Source organism: Nocardia sp. bgisy134, from assembly GCF_965341865.1.
In the GTDB taxonomy this organism is placed as follows: domain Bacteria; phylum Actinomycetota; class Actinomycetes; order Mycobacteriales; family Mycobacteriaceae; genus Nocardia.
The window spans coordinates 120702-137823 of the sequence record NZ_CBDQZP010000003.1 but is presented as its reverse complement, the minus strand read 5'-3'; the positions used below and the strand labels follow the sequence as shown (position 1 = coordinate 137823).

13 protein-coding genes are annotated in these 17122 nt (G+C 70.3%); 8 read left to right on the top strand and 5 right to left on the bottom strand.

The window, feature by feature from the left end; all coding sequences use genetic code 11:
* Nucleotides 1-8 precede the first annotated feature (8 nt).
* The 5 genes from ACRWNM_RS07285 to ACRWNM_RS07265 all read right to left on the bottom strand — a co-directional run bounded on the left by ACRWNM_RS07285 (nucleotide 9) and on the right by ACRWNM_RS07265 (nucleotide 6828).
* Nucleotides 9-1412 (bottom strand): MATE family efflux transporter, encoded by a 1404-nt coding sequence (locus ACRWNM_RS07285; protein WP_431964793.1) that lies wholly within the window; start codon nucleotides 1410-1412, stop codon nucleotides 9-11.
* Nucleotides 1409-2440 (bottom strand): PLP-dependent cysteine synthase family protein, encoded by a 1032-nt coding sequence (locus ACRWNM_RS07280; RefSeq protein WP_431964791.1) that lies wholly within the window; start codon nucleotides 2438-2440, stop codon nucleotides 1409-1411. Before ACRWNM_RS07280 ends, ACRWNM_RS07285 begins: the two co-directional genes overlap by 4 nt.
* 101 nt (nucleotides 2441-2541) lie before the next feature.
* Nucleotides 2542-4701: a Y4yA family PLP-dependent enzyme gene (locus ACRWNM_RS07275; RefSeq protein WP_431964789.1), complete on the bottom strand. Its 2160-nt coding sequence runs from the start codon at nucleotides 4699-4701 to the stop codon at nucleotides 2542-2544.
* Nucleotides 4692-5702 carry an ornithine cyclodeaminase family protein gene (locus tag ACRWNM_RS07270; protein ID WP_431964787.1) on the bottom strand — a complete coding sequence of 337 codons (1011 nt, stop codon included), beginning with the start codon at nucleotides 5700-5702 and terminating at the stop codon, nucleotides 4692-4694. Before ACRWNM_RS07270 ends, ACRWNM_RS07275 begins: the two co-directional genes overlap by 10 nt.
* On the bottom strand, nucleotides 5674-6828 hold the full coding sequence (locus ACRWNM_RS07265) for a TauD/TfdA family dioxygenase (protein ID WP_431964785.1): 1155 nt from the start codon (nucleotides 6826-6828) through the stop codon (nucleotides 5674-5676). Before ACRWNM_RS07265 ends, ACRWNM_RS07270 begins: the two co-directional genes overlap by 29 nt.
* A 309-nt stretch (nucleotides 6829-7137) precedes the next feature.
* Here ACRWNM_RS07265 and ACRWNM_RS07260 point away from each other — a divergent pair, with 309 nt between their 5' ends.
* The 8 genes from ACRWNM_RS07260 (at nucleotide 7138) to ACRWNM_RS07225 (ending at nucleotide 17114) form a co-directional block, all read left to right on the top strand.
* A complete protein-coding gene (locus ACRWNM_RS07260) occupies nucleotides 7138-8667 on the top strand; it encodes an ABC transporter substrate-binding protein (protein WP_431964783.1) in 1530 nt (509 codons plus the stop codon).
* Entirely contained in the window at nucleotides 8664-9593 is a 930-nt protein-coding gene (locus ACRWNM_RS07255; protein WP_431964781.1) for an ABC transporter permease, read from the top strand. The genes ACRWNM_RS07260 and ACRWNM_RS07255 overlap by 4 nt, the downstream gene beginning before the upstream one ends.
* 82 nt (nucleotides 9594-9675) lie before the next feature.
* The gene (locus ACRWNM_RS07250; protein ID WP_431964779.1) at nucleotides 9676-12693 is read left to right on the top strand and encodes an ATP-binding cassette domain-containing protein; all 3018 of its coding nucleotides are present in this window, start codon (nucleotides 9676-9678) and stop codon (nucleotides 12691-12693) included.
* A 70-nt stretch (nucleotides 12694-12763) separates the two neighbouring features.
* Nucleotides 12764-13492 carry a lytic transglycosylase domain-containing protein gene (locus tag ACRWNM_RS07245; RefSeq protein ID WP_431964777.1) on the top strand — a complete coding sequence of 243 codons (729 nt, stop codon included), beginning with the start codon at nucleotides 12764-12766 and terminating at the stop codon, nucleotides 13490-13492.
* A gap of 123 nt (nucleotides 13493-13615) precedes the next feature.
* Nucleotides 13616-14902 (top strand): phosphopyruvate hydratase, encoded by a 1287-nt coding sequence (gene eno, locus ACRWNM_RS07240; RefSeq protein ID WP_357452379.1) that lies wholly within the window; start codon nucleotides 13616-13618, stop codon nucleotides 14900-14902.
* 91 nt (nucleotides 14903-14993) lie between these two features.
* A complete protein-coding gene (locus ACRWNM_RS07235; protein WP_431964774.1) occupies nucleotides 14994-15650 on the top strand; it encodes an FtsB family cell division protein in 657 nt (218 codons plus the stop codon).
* A complete protein-coding gene (locus tag ACRWNM_RS07230; RefSeq protein WP_431964772.1) occupies nucleotides 15647-16174 on the top strand; it encodes a DUF501 domain-containing protein in 528 nt (175 codons plus the stop codon). The genes ACRWNM_RS07235 and ACRWNM_RS07230 overlap by 4 nt, the downstream gene beginning before the upstream one ends.
* A complete protein-coding gene (locus ACRWNM_RS07225) occupies nucleotides 16167-17114 on the top strand; it encodes an exopolyphosphatase (protein WP_431964770.1) in 948 nt (315 codons plus the stop codon). The genes ACRWNM_RS07230 and ACRWNM_RS07225 overlap by 8 nt, the downstream gene beginning before the upstream one ends.
* Nucleotides 17115-17122 lie beyond the last annotated feature (8 nt).

The window sequence follows — 17122 nt, the reverse complement described above, 5'->3', positions numbered from 1 at the left end:
CCCGGCGATCAGCCGGGGCTCGACAACGTCTCGGGCAGGCGCCGCGGGTACGCGTGCGCCATGCCGTCGAGCAAACCGAAGTAGCGCCGCACCATCAGGACCGCGGTGGTGGCCAGCCCTGCCGTCAGTCCCCACCAGACGCCCGCGGCGCCGAGGTGGAGCGGATAAGCCAGCAGCAGGGCGGTGGGCAGGCCGACGAGCCAATAGCCGATCAACGACAGCCGGAAGCCCGCGTTGGTCTCCTTCAGCCCGCGCAGCAGCCCAGTGCCGATGTTCTGCGCGGCATCGAAGAATTGCAGCACGATGCCGATCAGCAGCAGGGTGCGTGCGATCTCGATGGTCGCGGTGTCGCCGGGCTCCAGGAACGGCCGCAGCACCGCGTTCGGCGCGAGCACGTACACCGCGCCGGTGATCGCGGCGACGATCGCCGCGTAGCGCAGCGCCAGCCAGGCAAGGGCCTTGGCGTGCTGGTATTCATCGCGAGCGGTCGCGTGACTGACCAGGATGGACGCGCCGTGCGACAGCCCGATCGCCACCTGGAACACGATGTAGATGATCTGGTAGACGACGTTGTGCGCGGCCAGCGCGGCGGGACCGAAGCTGCCCATGACGAGCGCCAGCACCGAGAACATGCCCGCTTCCGACCCGTAGGTGAGCGCGATCGGGGTGCCGAGCTTCAGTTCGGAGACGACCATCGACCGGTGCACCGGCCACGGCCGGATCGACAGGTGGGGACCCAGTCGCGGATCGTGTCGCACCATCGCCCAGAACACGCCGAAGGTGATCAAGAAGACCAGCGAGGTGGCCACGCCGATGCCGGTGAGGCCGAGCGCTGGGAGCCCGGCCCAGCCGTGGATGAACGCCAGGGCCAGCGCGAGATTCAGCGCGACCGAGCCGAGCGTCACCAGCAGCAAAGCCTGTGGACGCTGCATGCCGACGGTGTACTGCCGCAGCACTTGGAACCACAGGCAGGGCAGCAGCCCGGGAGCCAGCGCGACCATGAGCGGGCGCGCGTCGGCGAGCACGCCGGCGTCCTGGCCGAGCCACTGCAACGACCAGCCGAGTCCGATCAGCACCGCGCCACCGAGCAGGCCGGAGATCGTCGCGATGAGGAAACTCGACCGCACCACCTCGCGCACCTCGCGGTCGGCGGAATCACCCCGCTTGCCCGCGGCGCTGACCGCCGAGGCGATCTGGTTGCCGGTGCCGGTGATCAACCCGACGCACATGGTGCGGATCTGGTTGAACAGCACGATGGCCAGGCCGCCCGCCGCGACCTGTCGCACGCCGAGCGTGCCCATCAGCGCGATATTGGTCGTGGACACCGCGATCTGAGCCAGCTGGGTCAGCGCGATCGGCGTCGCCAATGCGGCGAGCCGACGTCCGTCGGCGCGGAACTCGCCCAGGTTCACCGCGCCTCCACCAGCTGCTTTCGGCGGGCGGGCGAGTAGCGGTCGAGCAGACCGAGCACCTCGCGCTCCGTGTCGCCGTCGAGCAGGTCGCGGTCGTTCATCCAGTCGTCGTCGAAGACGGTGTCCAGGTACTTCTCGCCGCCGTCGCAGACGATGGTGACCACGGTCGAACCCGCGGGGAACTCCTCGAGCCGGGTCAGCCCCGCGTACACCGAGCCGCCCGCCGAGCCCCCGAGCATCAAGCCGAGCTTCGCCGCGACGGCGCGGGCGGTGGCGAAGGCCGCCACGTCGGACACCTTCACTCCCTCGTCGAGCAGCGAGTAGTCGACGGCGGTGCCGATGGTGGCGCCCGGCGGTGTGCCGGTGCCGGATTGCCAGTACGGACCGCCGGGCCCGCCGAAGGCGATGGAACCGACCGGCTCCACACCGATCACGTAGGGCGGGCAGCCCAGCTGACGCAGCCGGGTCGCCGTGCCGAACAGCGAACCGCCGGTGCCGACCGACGAGAGCAGGATGTCGACCCGATCGACGTCCTCCAGCAATTCCTCGGCCACCGCGTAGTAGCCGACCGCGTTGGCGTCGTTGTTGTGCTGTTCGGTGAAGTAGGCGTCGTCCTGCGCCGCGGCCATCGCCTCGGCGAGGTCTTCTCGCGCCGAGGTGGCCAGGTTGTCGTCGCCCTCGTCGGCCACGTACACCAACTCCGCACCCATCGCTCGCATCGCGCGCAGCTTGTCCTTACATGCGTGGTGGTCGACCACGGCGGTGAAGCGGTACCCGCGTTCGGCGGCAACCACCGCGAGGCCGAGCCCGGTGTTACCGGACGTGGATTCGATGATATGCCCGCCACTCGGCAGCAAACCGCGCCGCTCGGCGTCGAGCACCATCTCGCGCGCCATCCGGATCTTGGCCGCGCCCGTCGGATTGAACTGCTCGAGCTTCAGCAGCAGCCGGGTTCCGGTCGCGGTGGTGGCCAGTTCGAAGAGCGGGGTGCGACCGATCAGGTCCGTCACGCGTGTGACGACAGGCATACGAGTCTCCTATCCATGGGCGATCCCGGCTCGGGGTGTCGCCTGCCCCGCGCTGCTGGTCGCAAGCGGGGGCGATGCTGAGTTGTGGTCGTCGTGGTTGATTACCCGGCGTCGAGCGTCCAGCGCAGTCGATCTCCGTGCCCGCCGAAGAGCACGACCTTCGGTGGTATCGGCAATTCGTGGAAGGCCGATTCGTTCGAATCCATCTGGTATCCGGCGGTGTTCGGGTAGACGAGCAGATCACCCGGCTCGGCCCGCCTCGGCAGCGGGACGCGCCGCCAGCTGAGCATGTCGGATTCCAGACAACTGGCCGCGCCGACGCTGGTCGGCGTCGGTTCCGGCAAAGGCTGCGTCGATTCGCGCACGGGCCACAGCACCGGGTCGGGCAGGTACTCGCTGTCGAACCACTGCTCGGACAGGCTGAGGCTGGTGCCGTCGACGGTGAGCAGTCGGTACGGCTGTCCGTCCGCGTACCTGCTCTTGCTGCCCTGTACGCGGAAGACGGTGCTGCCCGCGCGATCGAGCAGGGCGCGGCCCGGTTCGACGGCCAAGCGGATGTCGTTGTCGCGCAGGCGCCTTGCCAGTTCGCGGTGGGCGAGGATCTCCGACAGCATGGCCGGTCCAGGAACCGGGAAGTGGTACGGGTAGTAGGAGTCGAACGATTTCCCGGCGTGGAACCAGGAACGGTCGACGCCCTCGGTGAACTCGCGCCACGCGCCTTCGGGGACGTAGTCGACGCCGAATCCGCCGCCGATCGAGATGGTGCAGGCCGGATGCCCGAGCTCGCGCGCCGCCGTGCAGCGGGCGATCAGGTCGGCGGCTTGCTCGGCGCGGGCGATCGCGTCGTAGCCGGGGAGGTGAAAGCTGAAGCCCTCCAACTGAACCGGCTCCAGTCCGCGCGGTCCGGACGCGGCGATCACCGACAGCGCCCGGTCGAGCTCGTCGTCGGTCATCCCGAACCGGCTGGCCGAGCCCGCGGGCAACACCCGCAGCAGCGCCCTGGCCGGGGTGGCCGCGGAGGCGATCGTGCCGAGGCGGTCGAGCTCGTCGAGGCTGTCCACCGCGATCAACGCACTGTGGCGCACGGCGAGCCACAGCAGGTCGTCGGATTTCGCCGGACCGGTGACCATCAGTTCACCGCCGCGCACCCCGGCGGCGAGCGCGGCCGTCAGCTCGCCGACGCTGGAGACGTCGATGCCCGCACCGTTCTCCGCGCAGGCCCGCGCCACACACGCCGCCTTGTTCGCCTTCTTGCCGTAGTAGACGACCCCGTCGACCCCTGCCCGCAGGAACACGTCGCGGAATCCGCGGATGTTCTGCGCCACCCGAGCGGGATACATCAGGTGGAACGGCCCGCCGATCGCGAACGCGATATCGGCGAGCAGCTGCGGGTCGGCCAGCACCCTCCGCTCCCACTCGTCGGTGTGCGCGGGCATGGCGGGGGCGGTGATCCCGGCGGTCAGGCCCGCCGGGTCGTCGGCGATTTCTTCGACGAGCAGTTCGGCGACTTCCTCGACGAGCATCTCGAGGAGGACCTCGTCGGAATCGATCTCGTCCCAGCCGGATTCGGAGTAGTCGTCCACGTCGTTCTGGTTCGTGACGTACCCATCGGTCGCGTCGATGTCCGGCTCCGAGGCAGGGACCGGTTCGACGTCCTGAAGAAGCACGTGGACGGCCTCGGGCGCCTCCGCCTCGGTTTCCCCTGGGAGCTCCGCCCACGGTCTGCCCTCCGTCGCCAGGGCGACGCGCTGTAGAACGGCGTGGTCGGCCTCGAACGCCGCCGGCTCGGAGTCCTCGGGGAGGTCCACCCATGGGCTGCCTTCCGCGGCCGGTTCGACGGCGTCGGAAGTCGCCAGCGCGCCAACATCTTCGGATGAGGGCATCGCCGCTGGGTGCGACGATGCGGCGGGAGCCGATGGCGTCGCGCCGGGCTCGAGCGACGCTGGGTCGAGCGTCGGCAGTTCGGCGTCGAGCTGTATCCGGTTCGTCTGGTGGGCAACTGTATTCGCAGCGAACGCCATCGGTTCGGTATCGAACGACGACGTGCTCGGCTCGAACGTCTCCGCGCCGGTGTCGAGCGGTGTCCCGGTCTCGCGCGCCGACGAGGCGGCGGCCGCGGGTTCGGATGCGGGACGTTCGCGCCCTGTTCGGCTCGCGCGTGCACCGGCTCTCGACTTCCGGGGCGCGGCGATGTCGAACAGCACCATGGCTTCCGGATCGACGAGCTCCGGTTCGGGCTCGACGGCGGCCTCTAATCCCACAGGGGCACCTCCGTGCCGCGGCCCTCGGCGATGGCGCGTTCGGCGAGCGCGTGCGCGACGGCGACGTCGGTGAGCACCAGGCCGCTGTTGTAGACGAAGATCTTCTCGTCGTCCGAGCGACGTGCCACGGCCCTGCGGTTGAGGATCTGCGGCAGTTCGGCGTCGACGGTGCGCAGCGTGCCGTCCGGGCCGACCATGTCGGTGCCGGTGAGCTGCATCTGTTCGGCGCTCGTCGCCACCACCCGGTCGGCCTGTACCAGCGTCGACGGCGCGAGGCCGTAGCCGACCAGCACCGCGGTCGAGCCGGGCGCGAGATCCTCTGCCTCCAAGGCGACTTCGGTGCCCGGGCCCGCGGTCGCCAGCACCACGTCGGCGGCGGCCGCGGCGGCGCGCGGGTCGGCGACGGTCTCCAGCAGGGCCTGCGGATGGTGCTCGGCCAGGTGCTGGTGCACCGCGGCGAGGCCGTCGGGGTGGGTGCCGTACACCATCAGCTTGCGCAACTGCGGATTCGCGGCGAGCAAGTGCGGCAGCGCGTGACGGCCCTGGGTGCCGGTGCCGATCAGCAGCACGCTCTCCGCGCCGCGGCGCATCGTCTCGCGCACGAGCAGCGCGGACACGGCCGGCGTGCGCAGCGCGCCGACCCGTGCGCAATCCATCATGGCGATGGGCGCGCCCGTGGCGTCGTCGTAGAGCGTGATGGTCGTGTAGTAGCGCTTGGTGCTGCGATCGTGCCCCGGATCGAACTTGTACGAGGTCTTCATGGCGACGACGCGACGTCTGCCGTCGCGGCCGAGCATGGCGTAGGCCACCGACCAGCCGTCCGGATTGGCGACGCTCAGCTTGCGCGGATTGTCCGAATCTCCCGCCGCGAACGCCAGATACGCGTCTTCGACCGCACGCACCACGTCGCCCGGCGTGATGGGGACGTCGGCGAGGTCGCTACGGCTCAGCACGCGCAGCGGCGTGCTCCGATCACGAGTGTTCAACGGTTCCTCGTTCATCTGGTGTTGTGTCCCGCTCTGCATCCGCTCGGCCAGTTCCCATTCGGAACGGGGCGACTGTTCGCTGCCCGTAACCATTCTCGTCGGCCTCAGCGGTTCGGCGCCGACGTTCGGGCAGGCGGATGTTGACCCGCTTGAGCCAGCGATCGGTGCCGTCGTAACGCGCGGTGAACGGTACCCGACCGTGCACGGCGACGTCATTGTCGACCAGCAACAACTCGCCGGGCGCCAGCGCGGCGGTGTGGCACACCCGCTCCAGTTCCGTGGCGAGCCGGGCGTAGGCGCGTCGAAACTCGTCGTCGGCTAGCTCGAGGGGCGTGTAGGCGGGGTCGTAGCGCAGGGTCGGATTCATTGCGCCGGAGGGTGATTCGGCCGCGTCCCAGATCGTCGGCAGCGGGGGCGGGGTGAAGCGCTCGTGGCCGTCGCCGTAGGAGACGTCGGGCAGGATCGGCAATGTCGGCGTGCTCAGCAGCCGGTGCTCGTCCTCGGTCAGCTCGACCTGCCGGACCGAGGACACCGTGGTGCCCACCAGATCCGGATTGCGCAGGCAGGCCAGCATCAGCAGGTTCGCGCGGTCCGGGTGGAAGGCGTCTTCGGTGTGCGGGCTGAGCAACGTCTTGCTGCTCGCTCCCGACTGCTCGTGTTCGTGGCCCGGCGTCGGCACGATGTTGTTCACCAAGCGCCCATCCTGTTGGCCGTACCAGCCGAACGGCTCACCCGCGCAGCGCGCAAGCAGCAGCATGACGACATCGAGCTGAAAAGAGTTGCCGCGCTGGGGATCGCCGCTCCAGCGGGCGGCTTCGCGCCAGCTCGGCGGCGTCGGCCCGAACTCGTCGTCGGTCAACGGCAGCCTGCTCACGATGGTCGCGCCCGTGGGTCCCGCGGGCGGGCGCATGGCCAGCCGCACCTCCTCGGGGAGTTCGCGAGCGCGTTCCTCGATCGACGCGATGAGCGCCGGGTCGGTCAGCGTCATCGTCACGGGAGCGGCGCCACGGGGGCTGCGATGGACTGTGGTACAAATCTCGCGCGCGAGCTCACGCACCGCTCGCCCGGCGTCCGGGGGCAGCTCGCGTCGTTCGATGTCCTGCGGGTGAAGCGTCTTACGTTCGGGGAGAACGCTTTTCACCGGAGATTCCCTTCTTCGCATCGGGTCGAAAAGCGGGTGGGGACGATTCGATCTGCGAAGCTAGTGCCTCGGGCGCGGTTAAGCAAGGCTTACCTAAGCGAGTCGCGAAAAAGAGCTGAGACGCATCAAAAGCCTAAGTCTCGTTCGGACCGGGCGGTGTGCATTCGTCGGCAACGACTCCCGGTGGGGCCGCGTGGATTCGCCGTTCGGCGGATTCGCACAGGTAGACAGCATATTTAGGCTAGCCTGTCCTAGCCTTGTAGTGTCGGGTCTCGGGCCCGCAGCGAACGATGAGGGAAGGCGGCACCGATGGGGTTCAACCGACGGCAGCTTCTGCGTTCGAGCGTCGGAGTCGGCGCGATTCTGGTCGCGGCCGCGTGTACCGACGGCGCCGATCCCGGCGGCCCCGCGCGACGCGGCGGCACCCTGCGGGTCGGCGCGCTCGGCACCGCGGCGCGCATCGAGCGCGACCCGCACGCGAACCTGACCAACGAGAGCGATTTCCTCGTCACGTCGCTGGTCTACGACGCGCTGACGGTACCGGGCGTGGAGCCGAATACCGCTGCGCGCATTGCGAGTTCGTGGGAGTCGGATCCGACGCAGCGGCGCTGGACGTTCACGATCGCCGAGGGCGCCACCTTCCACGACGGCGCCCCGGTGACCGCCGACGATGTGGTGTGGTCGCTGCGCAGACTGCGCTCGGTGGGCGGCGCGTCGAAGATGCCCGCCGCGGCCGAGGACATCGCCGCCGACGGTGCGAACCGCGTCGTGCTCACCGTCCCGGAGCCGAATACCCAACTGCCGCTGCTGGTTCGGCTGATGACGTTCACTGTGAGAAAAGACACTACGGACTTCGCCTCGGCCATCGGCACCGGACCGTTTCGGCTCGAGTCCTATCAGGGCGGCAATGCCAGGCTGGTGCGCAACGACAACTGGTACGGCGCGGGATCGGATCCGCGACTGCCGTTGCTCGACGCCATCGAGGTCACGATGTTCGAAAGCGTGACGGCACTGGGCAATGCGGTGCTGAGCGGGCAGATCGATCTGGCGTCCAATGTCGGCGCGATCGCGGGGCGCACCGCGGAGGGGCGCGGCGACCTGCGGGTGGTGCGGCGCGCGAACGACACGATGCTCGGCGTGGCGATGCGCACCGCCGACGGGCCGTTCGCCGATCCCAGGGTGCGCGCCGCGGTGCGGCTCGGCGTTGACCGCAAGTCGCTTGTGGATCAGGTGCATTCGGGCTACGGCACCGTCGCCAACGACATCCTCGGCACCGCCGACCCGCGCTACGACGCGAGCATTCCGCAGCGCACCCGTGATGTCGAACGCGCGAAAACCCTGCTGCGCGACGCGGGTTTCGATACGGGGCGCAGCTACCCGCTGGTGACGAAGCCGGAGGCGCCCGGTGAGGTGGAGTCGGCGAAGGTGATCGCCACTCAGCTCGCGGACATCGGCATCCGGCTCGACGTCGTCGAGCAGGAATCGAACGCCTTCTACGACCGGACCTGGTTGCAGGCCCCGCTCTACACCGTCTCCTGGGGCACCAACGATTCGACGATGTTCTACGCGAGCAGACTCATGGCGAGCGGCTCAAACCGCAACGAAACCGCCTTCCACGACGCCGAATTCGATTCCGCAACGGCCGCGGCTCTGGCCGCCTCCGATCCGGCTGAAGTCGAAAAGGCAAGCCGCCGTGTGCAATCGATTCAGCACGAGCGCGGCGGTTACCTGGTGTGGGGCATGGCAGACGGCGTCGACATCGCCACCGCCTCGGTGCGTGACCTGCCGGCCCTCGGCGGTTTCGGACGGGTGCAGCTCGAGCGGGCCTGGTTGGCGTGACGACCTTCGCCCGGCTCCTGCTCCGGCGCGTCGCCCTGCTGATCGCGCTGCTGGCGGCGGTCTTCGTGGCCGTGGATCTGTTGCCGGGCAACACCGCCCGTGCGGTGCTCGGCCGCGAGGCCACGCCGGAGCAGGTGGCGGCGAAGGAACGCGAGCTCGGACTCGATCGCCCGCTCGTCGTGCGGTTCGTGGACTGGATCTCGGGCGTGGCGACCGGCGATTTCGGCCGCACCGCGCGCGGCAGGTCGATCAACGAGCTACTCGCGGACAAGTTTCCGCCGACGTTGCTACTCGGCGGTCTCGCGCTCGCGCTGACGGTGCTGGTCTCGGTGCTGCTCGGCGCTTGGTGGGCGACGCGTCCGCGCGGCGCGGCGGCGCGGGTGTTGCAACCGGGCAGCACCGTCGCCGCGGCCATTCCCGAGTTCGTACTGGCGACGCTGCTGATCATGGTGTTCTCGCTGGCGACGGGCTGGTTGCCCGCGGTCACCATCACCGGTCGCTCCGGTTTCCCGGTGCGCGCGGACATGCTCGTGCTGCCCGTCCTCGCGCTGGCCATTCCGCAGATCGGCTGGAACACCCGGGTCGTGCGGGCGGCGCTGGCCGACGCGGCTCGCGCGCCGCATGTGGACAGCGCGCTGCTGGATGGACTTTCGACGCCGCACGTGCTGACCCGCTATCTGGTGCCGTTCGCCGCGCCAACCATCGTGGCCAGCCTCGCCACCACCGTCGGCATGCTGCTCGGGGGTGCGCTGGTGGTCGAGACCATCTTCAACTACCCGGGCCTCGGCGCGGTGCTGGCCGGATCGGTGGCCGACCGTGACACGTCGGTGGTCGCGGCGGTGGTGGCGCTGTCCGGGGTGGTCATCATGCTGATGCTCGCCGTGGCGGACGGCATTCGGGCATGGTCGCTGCAGGGGCGACGATGAAGTCGCCGCTTCCGCCGAGTGATCGGATCGCCGACGGCGCGACGTTCGCGATCGGCGATTCTGCGTGGAGAGAGGGGTCGCGATGAGGCAATTACGGCTGCTGACTCTGCTGCCCGCGCTGTCCGTGATCGTGTCCGCGGCACTGGGGCCGGCCCTCGCGCCGCGGCCCGCCGAGCAAGCGGTGGGCATACCGTTCGCCGACCCGAGCGCCGACGCCTGGCTCGGCACCGATCGGCTCGGTCGTGACGTGCTGAGTCATCTGCTGTACGGCGGTTGGGGTCTGCTGCTGCTCGCCGCCGTGATCGCGGTGCTGGTGACCGCGGTGTCGAGCGTGCTCGGCGCGATCGCGGCGCTGCGGCCCCGGGTCGGCGCGATGATAGAAACCGCGACCGATTTCGCGATGCTTGTTCCCGCGGTGCTCGGCATCCTGCTCGTTCTCACGACCTGGCCGGACGCGGGCATGTACGGGCTGATCGTGGTGGCCGTCCTGTTCGGAGTGCCCTACTGCGCACGGGTTTTCGCCGCAGGCGCGGCGGGCGTCGCGGCGAGCGGCTACGTCGAGGCTGCGCGAGCGAGCGGAGAAACCCTGGCCCACCTGGTATTCCGCGAGGTCCTGCCGAACCTGCGCGAGGTGCTCGCCGCCCAACTCGGACTGCGTTTCGTCGCCGCCGTCTACCTGGTCAGCACCGCGTCCTTCCTGCACCTGCCCACCACCCTCGGCGCAAGCAACTGGGCGGTCATGGTCCGCGACAACGCCTCTGGCATGTTACTCAACCCGTGGTCGGTGTTGGCTCCCAGCCTCGCCATCGCCATCGTGGCGGTCAGCGTGAACCTGGCGGTCACCGAATTCGGCCGGGGCACACGGGGATCGGCGCCGGTGTACGCGGTGAGCGTTCGATCGGGCACGGATCTCGAGGGCGGCCCTGATACAGGCTCCGGCCCGGCACCGAGCTCGATGCCGGGCAGCGTTGGTGCTGTGGCGAATTCGTCGTCCGAAGCATCGGCTCGGTTGACCACGGCGTCGGCTCGGCTGACCGCGGCACCCGGCGATGGAGGCGACGGCAACGGCGCACATCCGGCATGGGATACGAGTTCGAGCTCCGAATCCGCGGCGGTCGCAGCCCATCCCGGTGATGTTGGTTGCGAGGCGGGTTCCGCGGCGTCGCTGTCGGCGGCCGAATCGTCGGTGCTGGGCGGCGTCGGCACTGACGCGAATTCGTCGGCTGCGGTAGCGGCTCGGCTGTCCATGACACCCCGCGGTGGAGTCGAACCGCCTGTCATCCCTGCCTCGAGCAACGGTGCGCGGCCGGCGCGGGGTGCCGGTATCCGAGAGCCGCACCCCATCGTGGTCGTGGACGGACTGCTCGTCCGGGGACCGACCGGACAAGAGTTGGTCGGGGCCCTCTCGTTTCGGATGCCGCCGGGCACGATCACGGCGCTCACCGGCCCGTCGGGTTCGGGGAAGACGACCGTGATGCGAGCGCTGCTCGGACAGTTGCCGTCCGGGGCGATTCGCGCGGCGGGCACGGTCACGGTGGCAGGACACGAGGTGTTCACACTGGATTCCGGTGCGCTGCGGCGTTTTCGGCGGACGGACATCACCTACGTCGGCCAGGACCCCGGCTCCGCACTGAACCCGCTCATGCGGGTGCGGACCCTGCTCGCCGAAGTCGCACGCGACCGCTCCGAGCCCGCTCTCCTCGAAGCCGTGCACGCGGTCGGTCTCTCCGTCGAGCACCTGCGCCGCCGCCCCGGCGAACTCTCGGGTGGTCAGCAACGCCGGGTCGCCTTGGCCAGAGCCTTGGTCCGTGGCACCGACGTCCTGGTGCTCGACGAGCCGCTGGCCGGTCTGCACGGCGCGCTGCGCACCGAAATCGGCAGTCTGCTGGTCGATCTCGCGAACCGCGGGACCACCATCCTGCTGTCCGGCCATGACACCGCCGCCATCCACGCCATCGCCGATCAGGTGATCGAGGTCGGCACGCATCCGGCAGCGTCTCGCTCGTCGCTGGCCTCCACCGCACCAGGCCCGAACGCGGCTGCCGTGTTCCCGTCGGCGGGCGAACGCACGCCCGAGGCTCCTGGCCACGACACCGGCGACGGTGGGCGGTCCGCACGCGCCGTCGTGGGCCCCACAGACGGAGGGTCGGCCACGGGCACACCGCAGTCACCCGACGGTGCGCCGCGCGAGGATGTTGCCGAGAAAGGGAACCACGCCGACTCCTCGGCTCGCGACGTTGGCGCTGCTGCGGACCGCGACGACCACGGTGGGGGCGCTTTCGGGTACGCCGTCCGCGCCGCCGCGGACGGCGAACATCGGGTATCCGAGCGCCCTGTCAGCCCCGCCATCGACAATCCACAACCCCAGATCGCCCTGCGCGCCAGCGGCATCAGCGCGACCATCGGCAGGCATCGCGCCCTCACCGACATCGACCTCGCGCTCACCGCGGGCTCCGCGCTCGCCGTCGTCGGCGCCTCCGGGGCAGGCAAGACCACCCTCGCCAGGGTGATCGCCGGTCTCCGCGCGGCCGAGGGCGGCGCGCTGGCGCTCGCAGGCACATCGATCGAACTCGGCGGGAAACGCCGGATCGGGCGCGGCGGCGACGGGATTCAGCTCGTTCCGCAGAACCCGATGTCGGCGCTCAACCCGCGCCGAACGGTCGCTCAGGCTCTCGACAGACCACTGCGCCGTATCGCGCGGGTCTCGAAAAGCGCGGCACCGCAGCGGATCACCGAGCTACTCGACGCCGTGGAACTGCCGACAGCGCTGGCGGCCAGGTACCCGCACGAACTGTCCGGCGGCCAACGCCAGCGGGTGGCGCTGGCCCGCGCCCTGGCAGCCGAGCCCTCGGTCCTGATCTGCGACGAGATCACCTCGGCCCTCGATCACGCGACAGCGGCCTCGATCATGGCCCTGCTGGACCGGATTCGCGCCGAACGCGGCACCGCAGTGCTGGTGATCACGCACGACATGGCGCTGGTCGCCGGGCACTGCGCCGAACTCGTCGTGCTGGATCACGGCCGGATCGTCGAATCCGGTCGCACCGCCGAGGTTCTTGCGAATCCCGCCGAACAGGCCACCCACGATCTGCTGGTCTAGACGACAGTGACGTCCGACACGCGGCGGCGCGCAACCGCCGGGGAGGACTCCGCCGGATCTGGATGATGGAATGGTGCTCCCGAAGAAGACCGGCATCATGGCCGTCGCCTTGGTGGTCCTGGCGCTCGCCGGTTGCGGCATCGGCCCCGACCTGCCGCCCATCCCGGAAGGCATCCCGCCAGGCCCCGGCGCCCCGCTGCCGCTGATCGATGTCGACGGACCGGGACGCACCGCGCTGCAACTGCGCGGCTGGGCCGGTGAGCAGGCAGGCACGCTCGGCATCCCGCCGGTCGCGCTGGAGGCGTACGGCTACGCCGCCGCGGTGATGGCCAGTTCGCGGCCCGGTTGCGGCATCGCATGGACCACGCTCGCAGGCATCGCCAGCGTCGAGAGCAAGCACGGCACCCACCGCGGTTCCGGCGTCGACGACCACGGCACCGTCGTTCCGCCGATCATCGGCATCCCGCTGGACGGCGCGCCCGGCGTCGCGCTGATCCGCGACACCGACGGCGGAAGACTCGACGGCGACTCGGTATACGACCGTGCCGTCGGCCCGTTGCAGTTCATTCCGGAAACCTGGAAGCGCTGGGGCGTGGACGCCAACGGCGACGGCGTGATCGACCCGCAGAACATCGACGACGCCGCCCTCACCGCGGCGCGCTACCTGTGCGCCAGCGGCGGCGACCTCACCTCCGAACGCGGCTGGCAACAGGCGCTGATGACCTACAACCAGTCCACCCGCTACCTGCTCACCGTCCGCGATCGCGCCGCCGCCTACAGCGTCGGCCGCCGCGTCTGAGCGTCGCGCGAGCCATCGCTCGGAGTGCCGGTTACCTCGGAGGCGGTGAGGACGCTAGGCTCGGCAGCGCACGGGCCCATCCGTGAGACCTACCGTGCCCGCAGCCGAAGGAGTGTCGTTTTCGTGGCCATCATCGAACAGGTCGGAGCTCGCGAGATCCTGGATTCGCGCGGAAACCCCACCGTCGAGGTCGAGATCGCCCTCGACGACGGCACGCTGACCCGCGCCGCGGTGCCCTCCGGCGCCTCCACCGGTGAGCACGAAGCCGTCGAGCTGCGTGACGGCGGCGACCGCTACCTCGGCAAGGGCGTGCAGAAGGCCGTCGAGGGCGTCCTCGACGAGATCGCGCCGGCCGTCATCGGCTTGGACGCGGTCGAGCAGCGCACCGTCGACCAGACGCTGCTGGATCTGGACGGCACCCCGGACAAGTCCCGCCTCGGCGCGAACGCGCTGCTCGGCGTCTCGCTCGCGGTGGCCCGCGCCGCCGCCGAGTCCTCGGGCCTGGAGCTGTTCCGCTACCTGGGCGGGCCGAACGCGCATGTGCTTCCCGTGCCGATGATGAACATCCTCAACGGTGGCGCGCACGCCGACACCGGCGTCGACGTCCAGGAGTTCATGGTCGCCCCGATCGGCGCGCCGACCTTCAAGGAGTCGCTGCGCTGGGGCGCGGAGGTCTACCACGCGCTGAAGTCGGTGCTGAAGTCCAAGGGCCTGTCCACCGGCCTCGGTGACGAGGGCGGCTTCGCCCCCGACGTGGCGGGCACCCGTGAGGCGCTCGACCTGATCAGCGTCGCGATCGCGAAGACCGGCCTGAAGCTCGGCACCGACGTGGCGCTGGCGCTGGACGTCGCGGCCACCGAGTTCTACACCGCGGGTACCGGTTACAAGTTCGAGGGCTCCGACCGCACCGCCGCCGAGATGGCGCAGTTCTACGCCGAGCTGCTCACCGCCTACCCGCTGGTCTCCATCGAGGACCCGCTGTCGGAGGACGACTGGGACGGCTGGGTCGCGCTGACCGACCAGATCGGCGACAAGATCCAGCTGGTCGGCGACGACCTGTTCGTCACCAACCCGGAGCGTCTGGAAGAGGGCATCGCCAAGGGCGCGGCCAACGCGCTGCTGGTGAAGGTCAACCAGATCGGCACCCTGACCGAGACCCTGGACGCGGTCGAGCTGGCGCACCGCAACGGCTACAAGACGATGATGTCGCACCGGTCCGGCGAGACCGAGGACACCACCATCGCCGACCTCGCCGTCGCGGTCGGCAGCGGCCAGATCAAGACCGGCGCCCCCGCGCGCAGCGAGCGGGTCGCCAAGTACAACCAGCTGCTGCGCATCGAGGACGCGCTGGGCGACTCCGCCCGCTACGCGGGTGACGTGGCGTTCCCGCGCTTCGCGTTCGAGGGCTGATAGCCGCGGTGCGAACGACGGGCCCGGAGGCGGCAGCCGGCGTAACCACGAAGGGCCCCGAGAGCACCGCAAATTAGATACAGGGGACGAGATGACGGAGCGACGTGCGCGCGGGACCAGTCCGGCCGGACGCGGGGACCGCCGCACGTCGCGTGCCGCTCGATCGCGCCCGAGGGCGGGCGCGGACACCGAGACCGCTGCCCGTCCCGCCGCGGCCAAACGCACGCGCAGACGCAGCGAGACCGCCGAGAAGGCGCAACCGCGCAAGATAGCCCCGCGCGCGGGCGGCGTGGACAAGCACGAGCGCACCATTCTCGGCCTGTCCACCGGCAAGGCCGTGATTCTGGCCGGCGTGGTGTGCGCGTTGGCGCTGACGCTGTCCGTGCCGATGCGCACCTACTTCAGCCAGCGCGCCGAGGCCGCGCAGCTGGCGCAGGAGCGCAGGCAGCTGGAGGCCGATGTGGCCAGGTTGCGGGATCGCCGTGCGCAGCAACAGGATCCGGCCTACATTCGGTCGGAGGCCAGGGATCGGTTGCGGCTGGTGATGCCGGGGGAGACGCCCTACATCGTGCAGGTGCCGGGCATCGAAGCCCCGCCGCGCCCCGCCGCGCCGCCGCGATCCAAGGCGCCCGACCCGTGGTACACGGATCTGTGGCGCACTCTCTCCGAACCGCAGCCGACGCCCGGCCTCGAGCCGCCGGCCGCGGGCTTGCCGCCCGCCGTCCCGCACCAGGAAGGACCCAGGTGACCGCACCGACAGACCGCGATCTCGAGATCATCGCCGAACAGCTCGGCCGTGCGCCGCGCGGCGTGCTCGCCGTCGCCTACCGCACCCCGGACGGGCTGCCCGCGGTGGTCAAGACCGCGCCGCGGCTGCCGGACGGCACCCCTTTCCCGACCTTGTACTACCTGACCGACCCCCGGCTGACCGCCGAGGCGAGCAGGCAGGAGTCGGCGGGCGTGATGCGCGAGATGACCGAGCGCCTCGCCGCCGATCCGGAACTGGCCGCGGCCTACCGCGCCGCGCACGAGAGCTACCTGGCCGAGCGGAACGCCATCGAATCCCTCGGCACCGATTTCACCGGCGGCGGGATGCCCGAGCGGGTGAAGTGCCTGCACGTGCTCATCGCGCACAGTCTGGCCAAGGGGCCGGGCGTCAACCCGTTCGGCGACGAAGCCGTGGCGCTGGCCGCCGAGCACGGACTGCGCGGCACCGCCATCCCGGCCGATTGGCCGAAGTACCCGCCGAAGGACGGAGCACAGCATGAGTGACCGGGTCGCCGCAGTCGATTGCGGAACGAACTCCATCCGACTATTGGTCGCCGACGTGCTCGAGGACGGTCGCCTCGCCGACGTGCACCGCGAGATGCGGATCGTGCGGCTCGGCCAGGGCGTCGACGCCACGGGCTCGCTGGCGCCCGAGGCGATCGAGCGCACCAGGGTCGCGCTCGCCGAGTACACCGGGCTCATGCGCGAGGCCGGCGTCTCGCGGGTGCGGATGGTCGCCACCTCGGCGACCCGTGACGCGTCCAACCGCGAGGACTTCTTCGCCATGGCCCGCGCCGAACTCGGCACCGTGGTGCCGGGCGCGGAGGCCGAGGTGATCACCGGCGACGAAGAGGCACGCCTCTCGTTCACCGGCGCTATCGGCGAATTGTCCAGCGCGGCAGGTCCGTTCGTCGTCGTCGATCTCGGCGGCGGCTCCACCGAGCTGGTCTTCGGCGACAGCGACGGCGTGCACGCCGCGTTCTCCGCCGACATCGGCTGCGTGCGCATCACCGAGCGCTGCCTGCCCGGCGACCCGCCCACCGCCGATCAGGTCGCCGCGGCCCGCGAATTCGCCGCCGAGCGACTCGACGAGGCCTTCGCCAAGGTGCCCGTCGAGAACGCGCACACCTGGGTCGGCGTCGCGGGCACCATGACCACGCTGGCCGCGGTCGCCCTCGACCTGCCCGAATACGACTCGGACCGGGTACATCTGACCGCGCTCACGCTGGACCAGGTCCGCGAGGTCTGCGACCGGCTGATCGGAATGAACCACGACGAACGCGCCGCGCTCGGCCCGATGCACCCCGGCCGGGTCGACGTGATCGGCGGCGGCGCCGTCATCACCGAGGTGCTCGCCTACGAACTCGCCCGTCGCGCGAACATCACCGAACTGATCGTCAGCGAGCACGACATCCTGGACGGCATCGCACTGTCCATCGCCTGAGCGCCCGC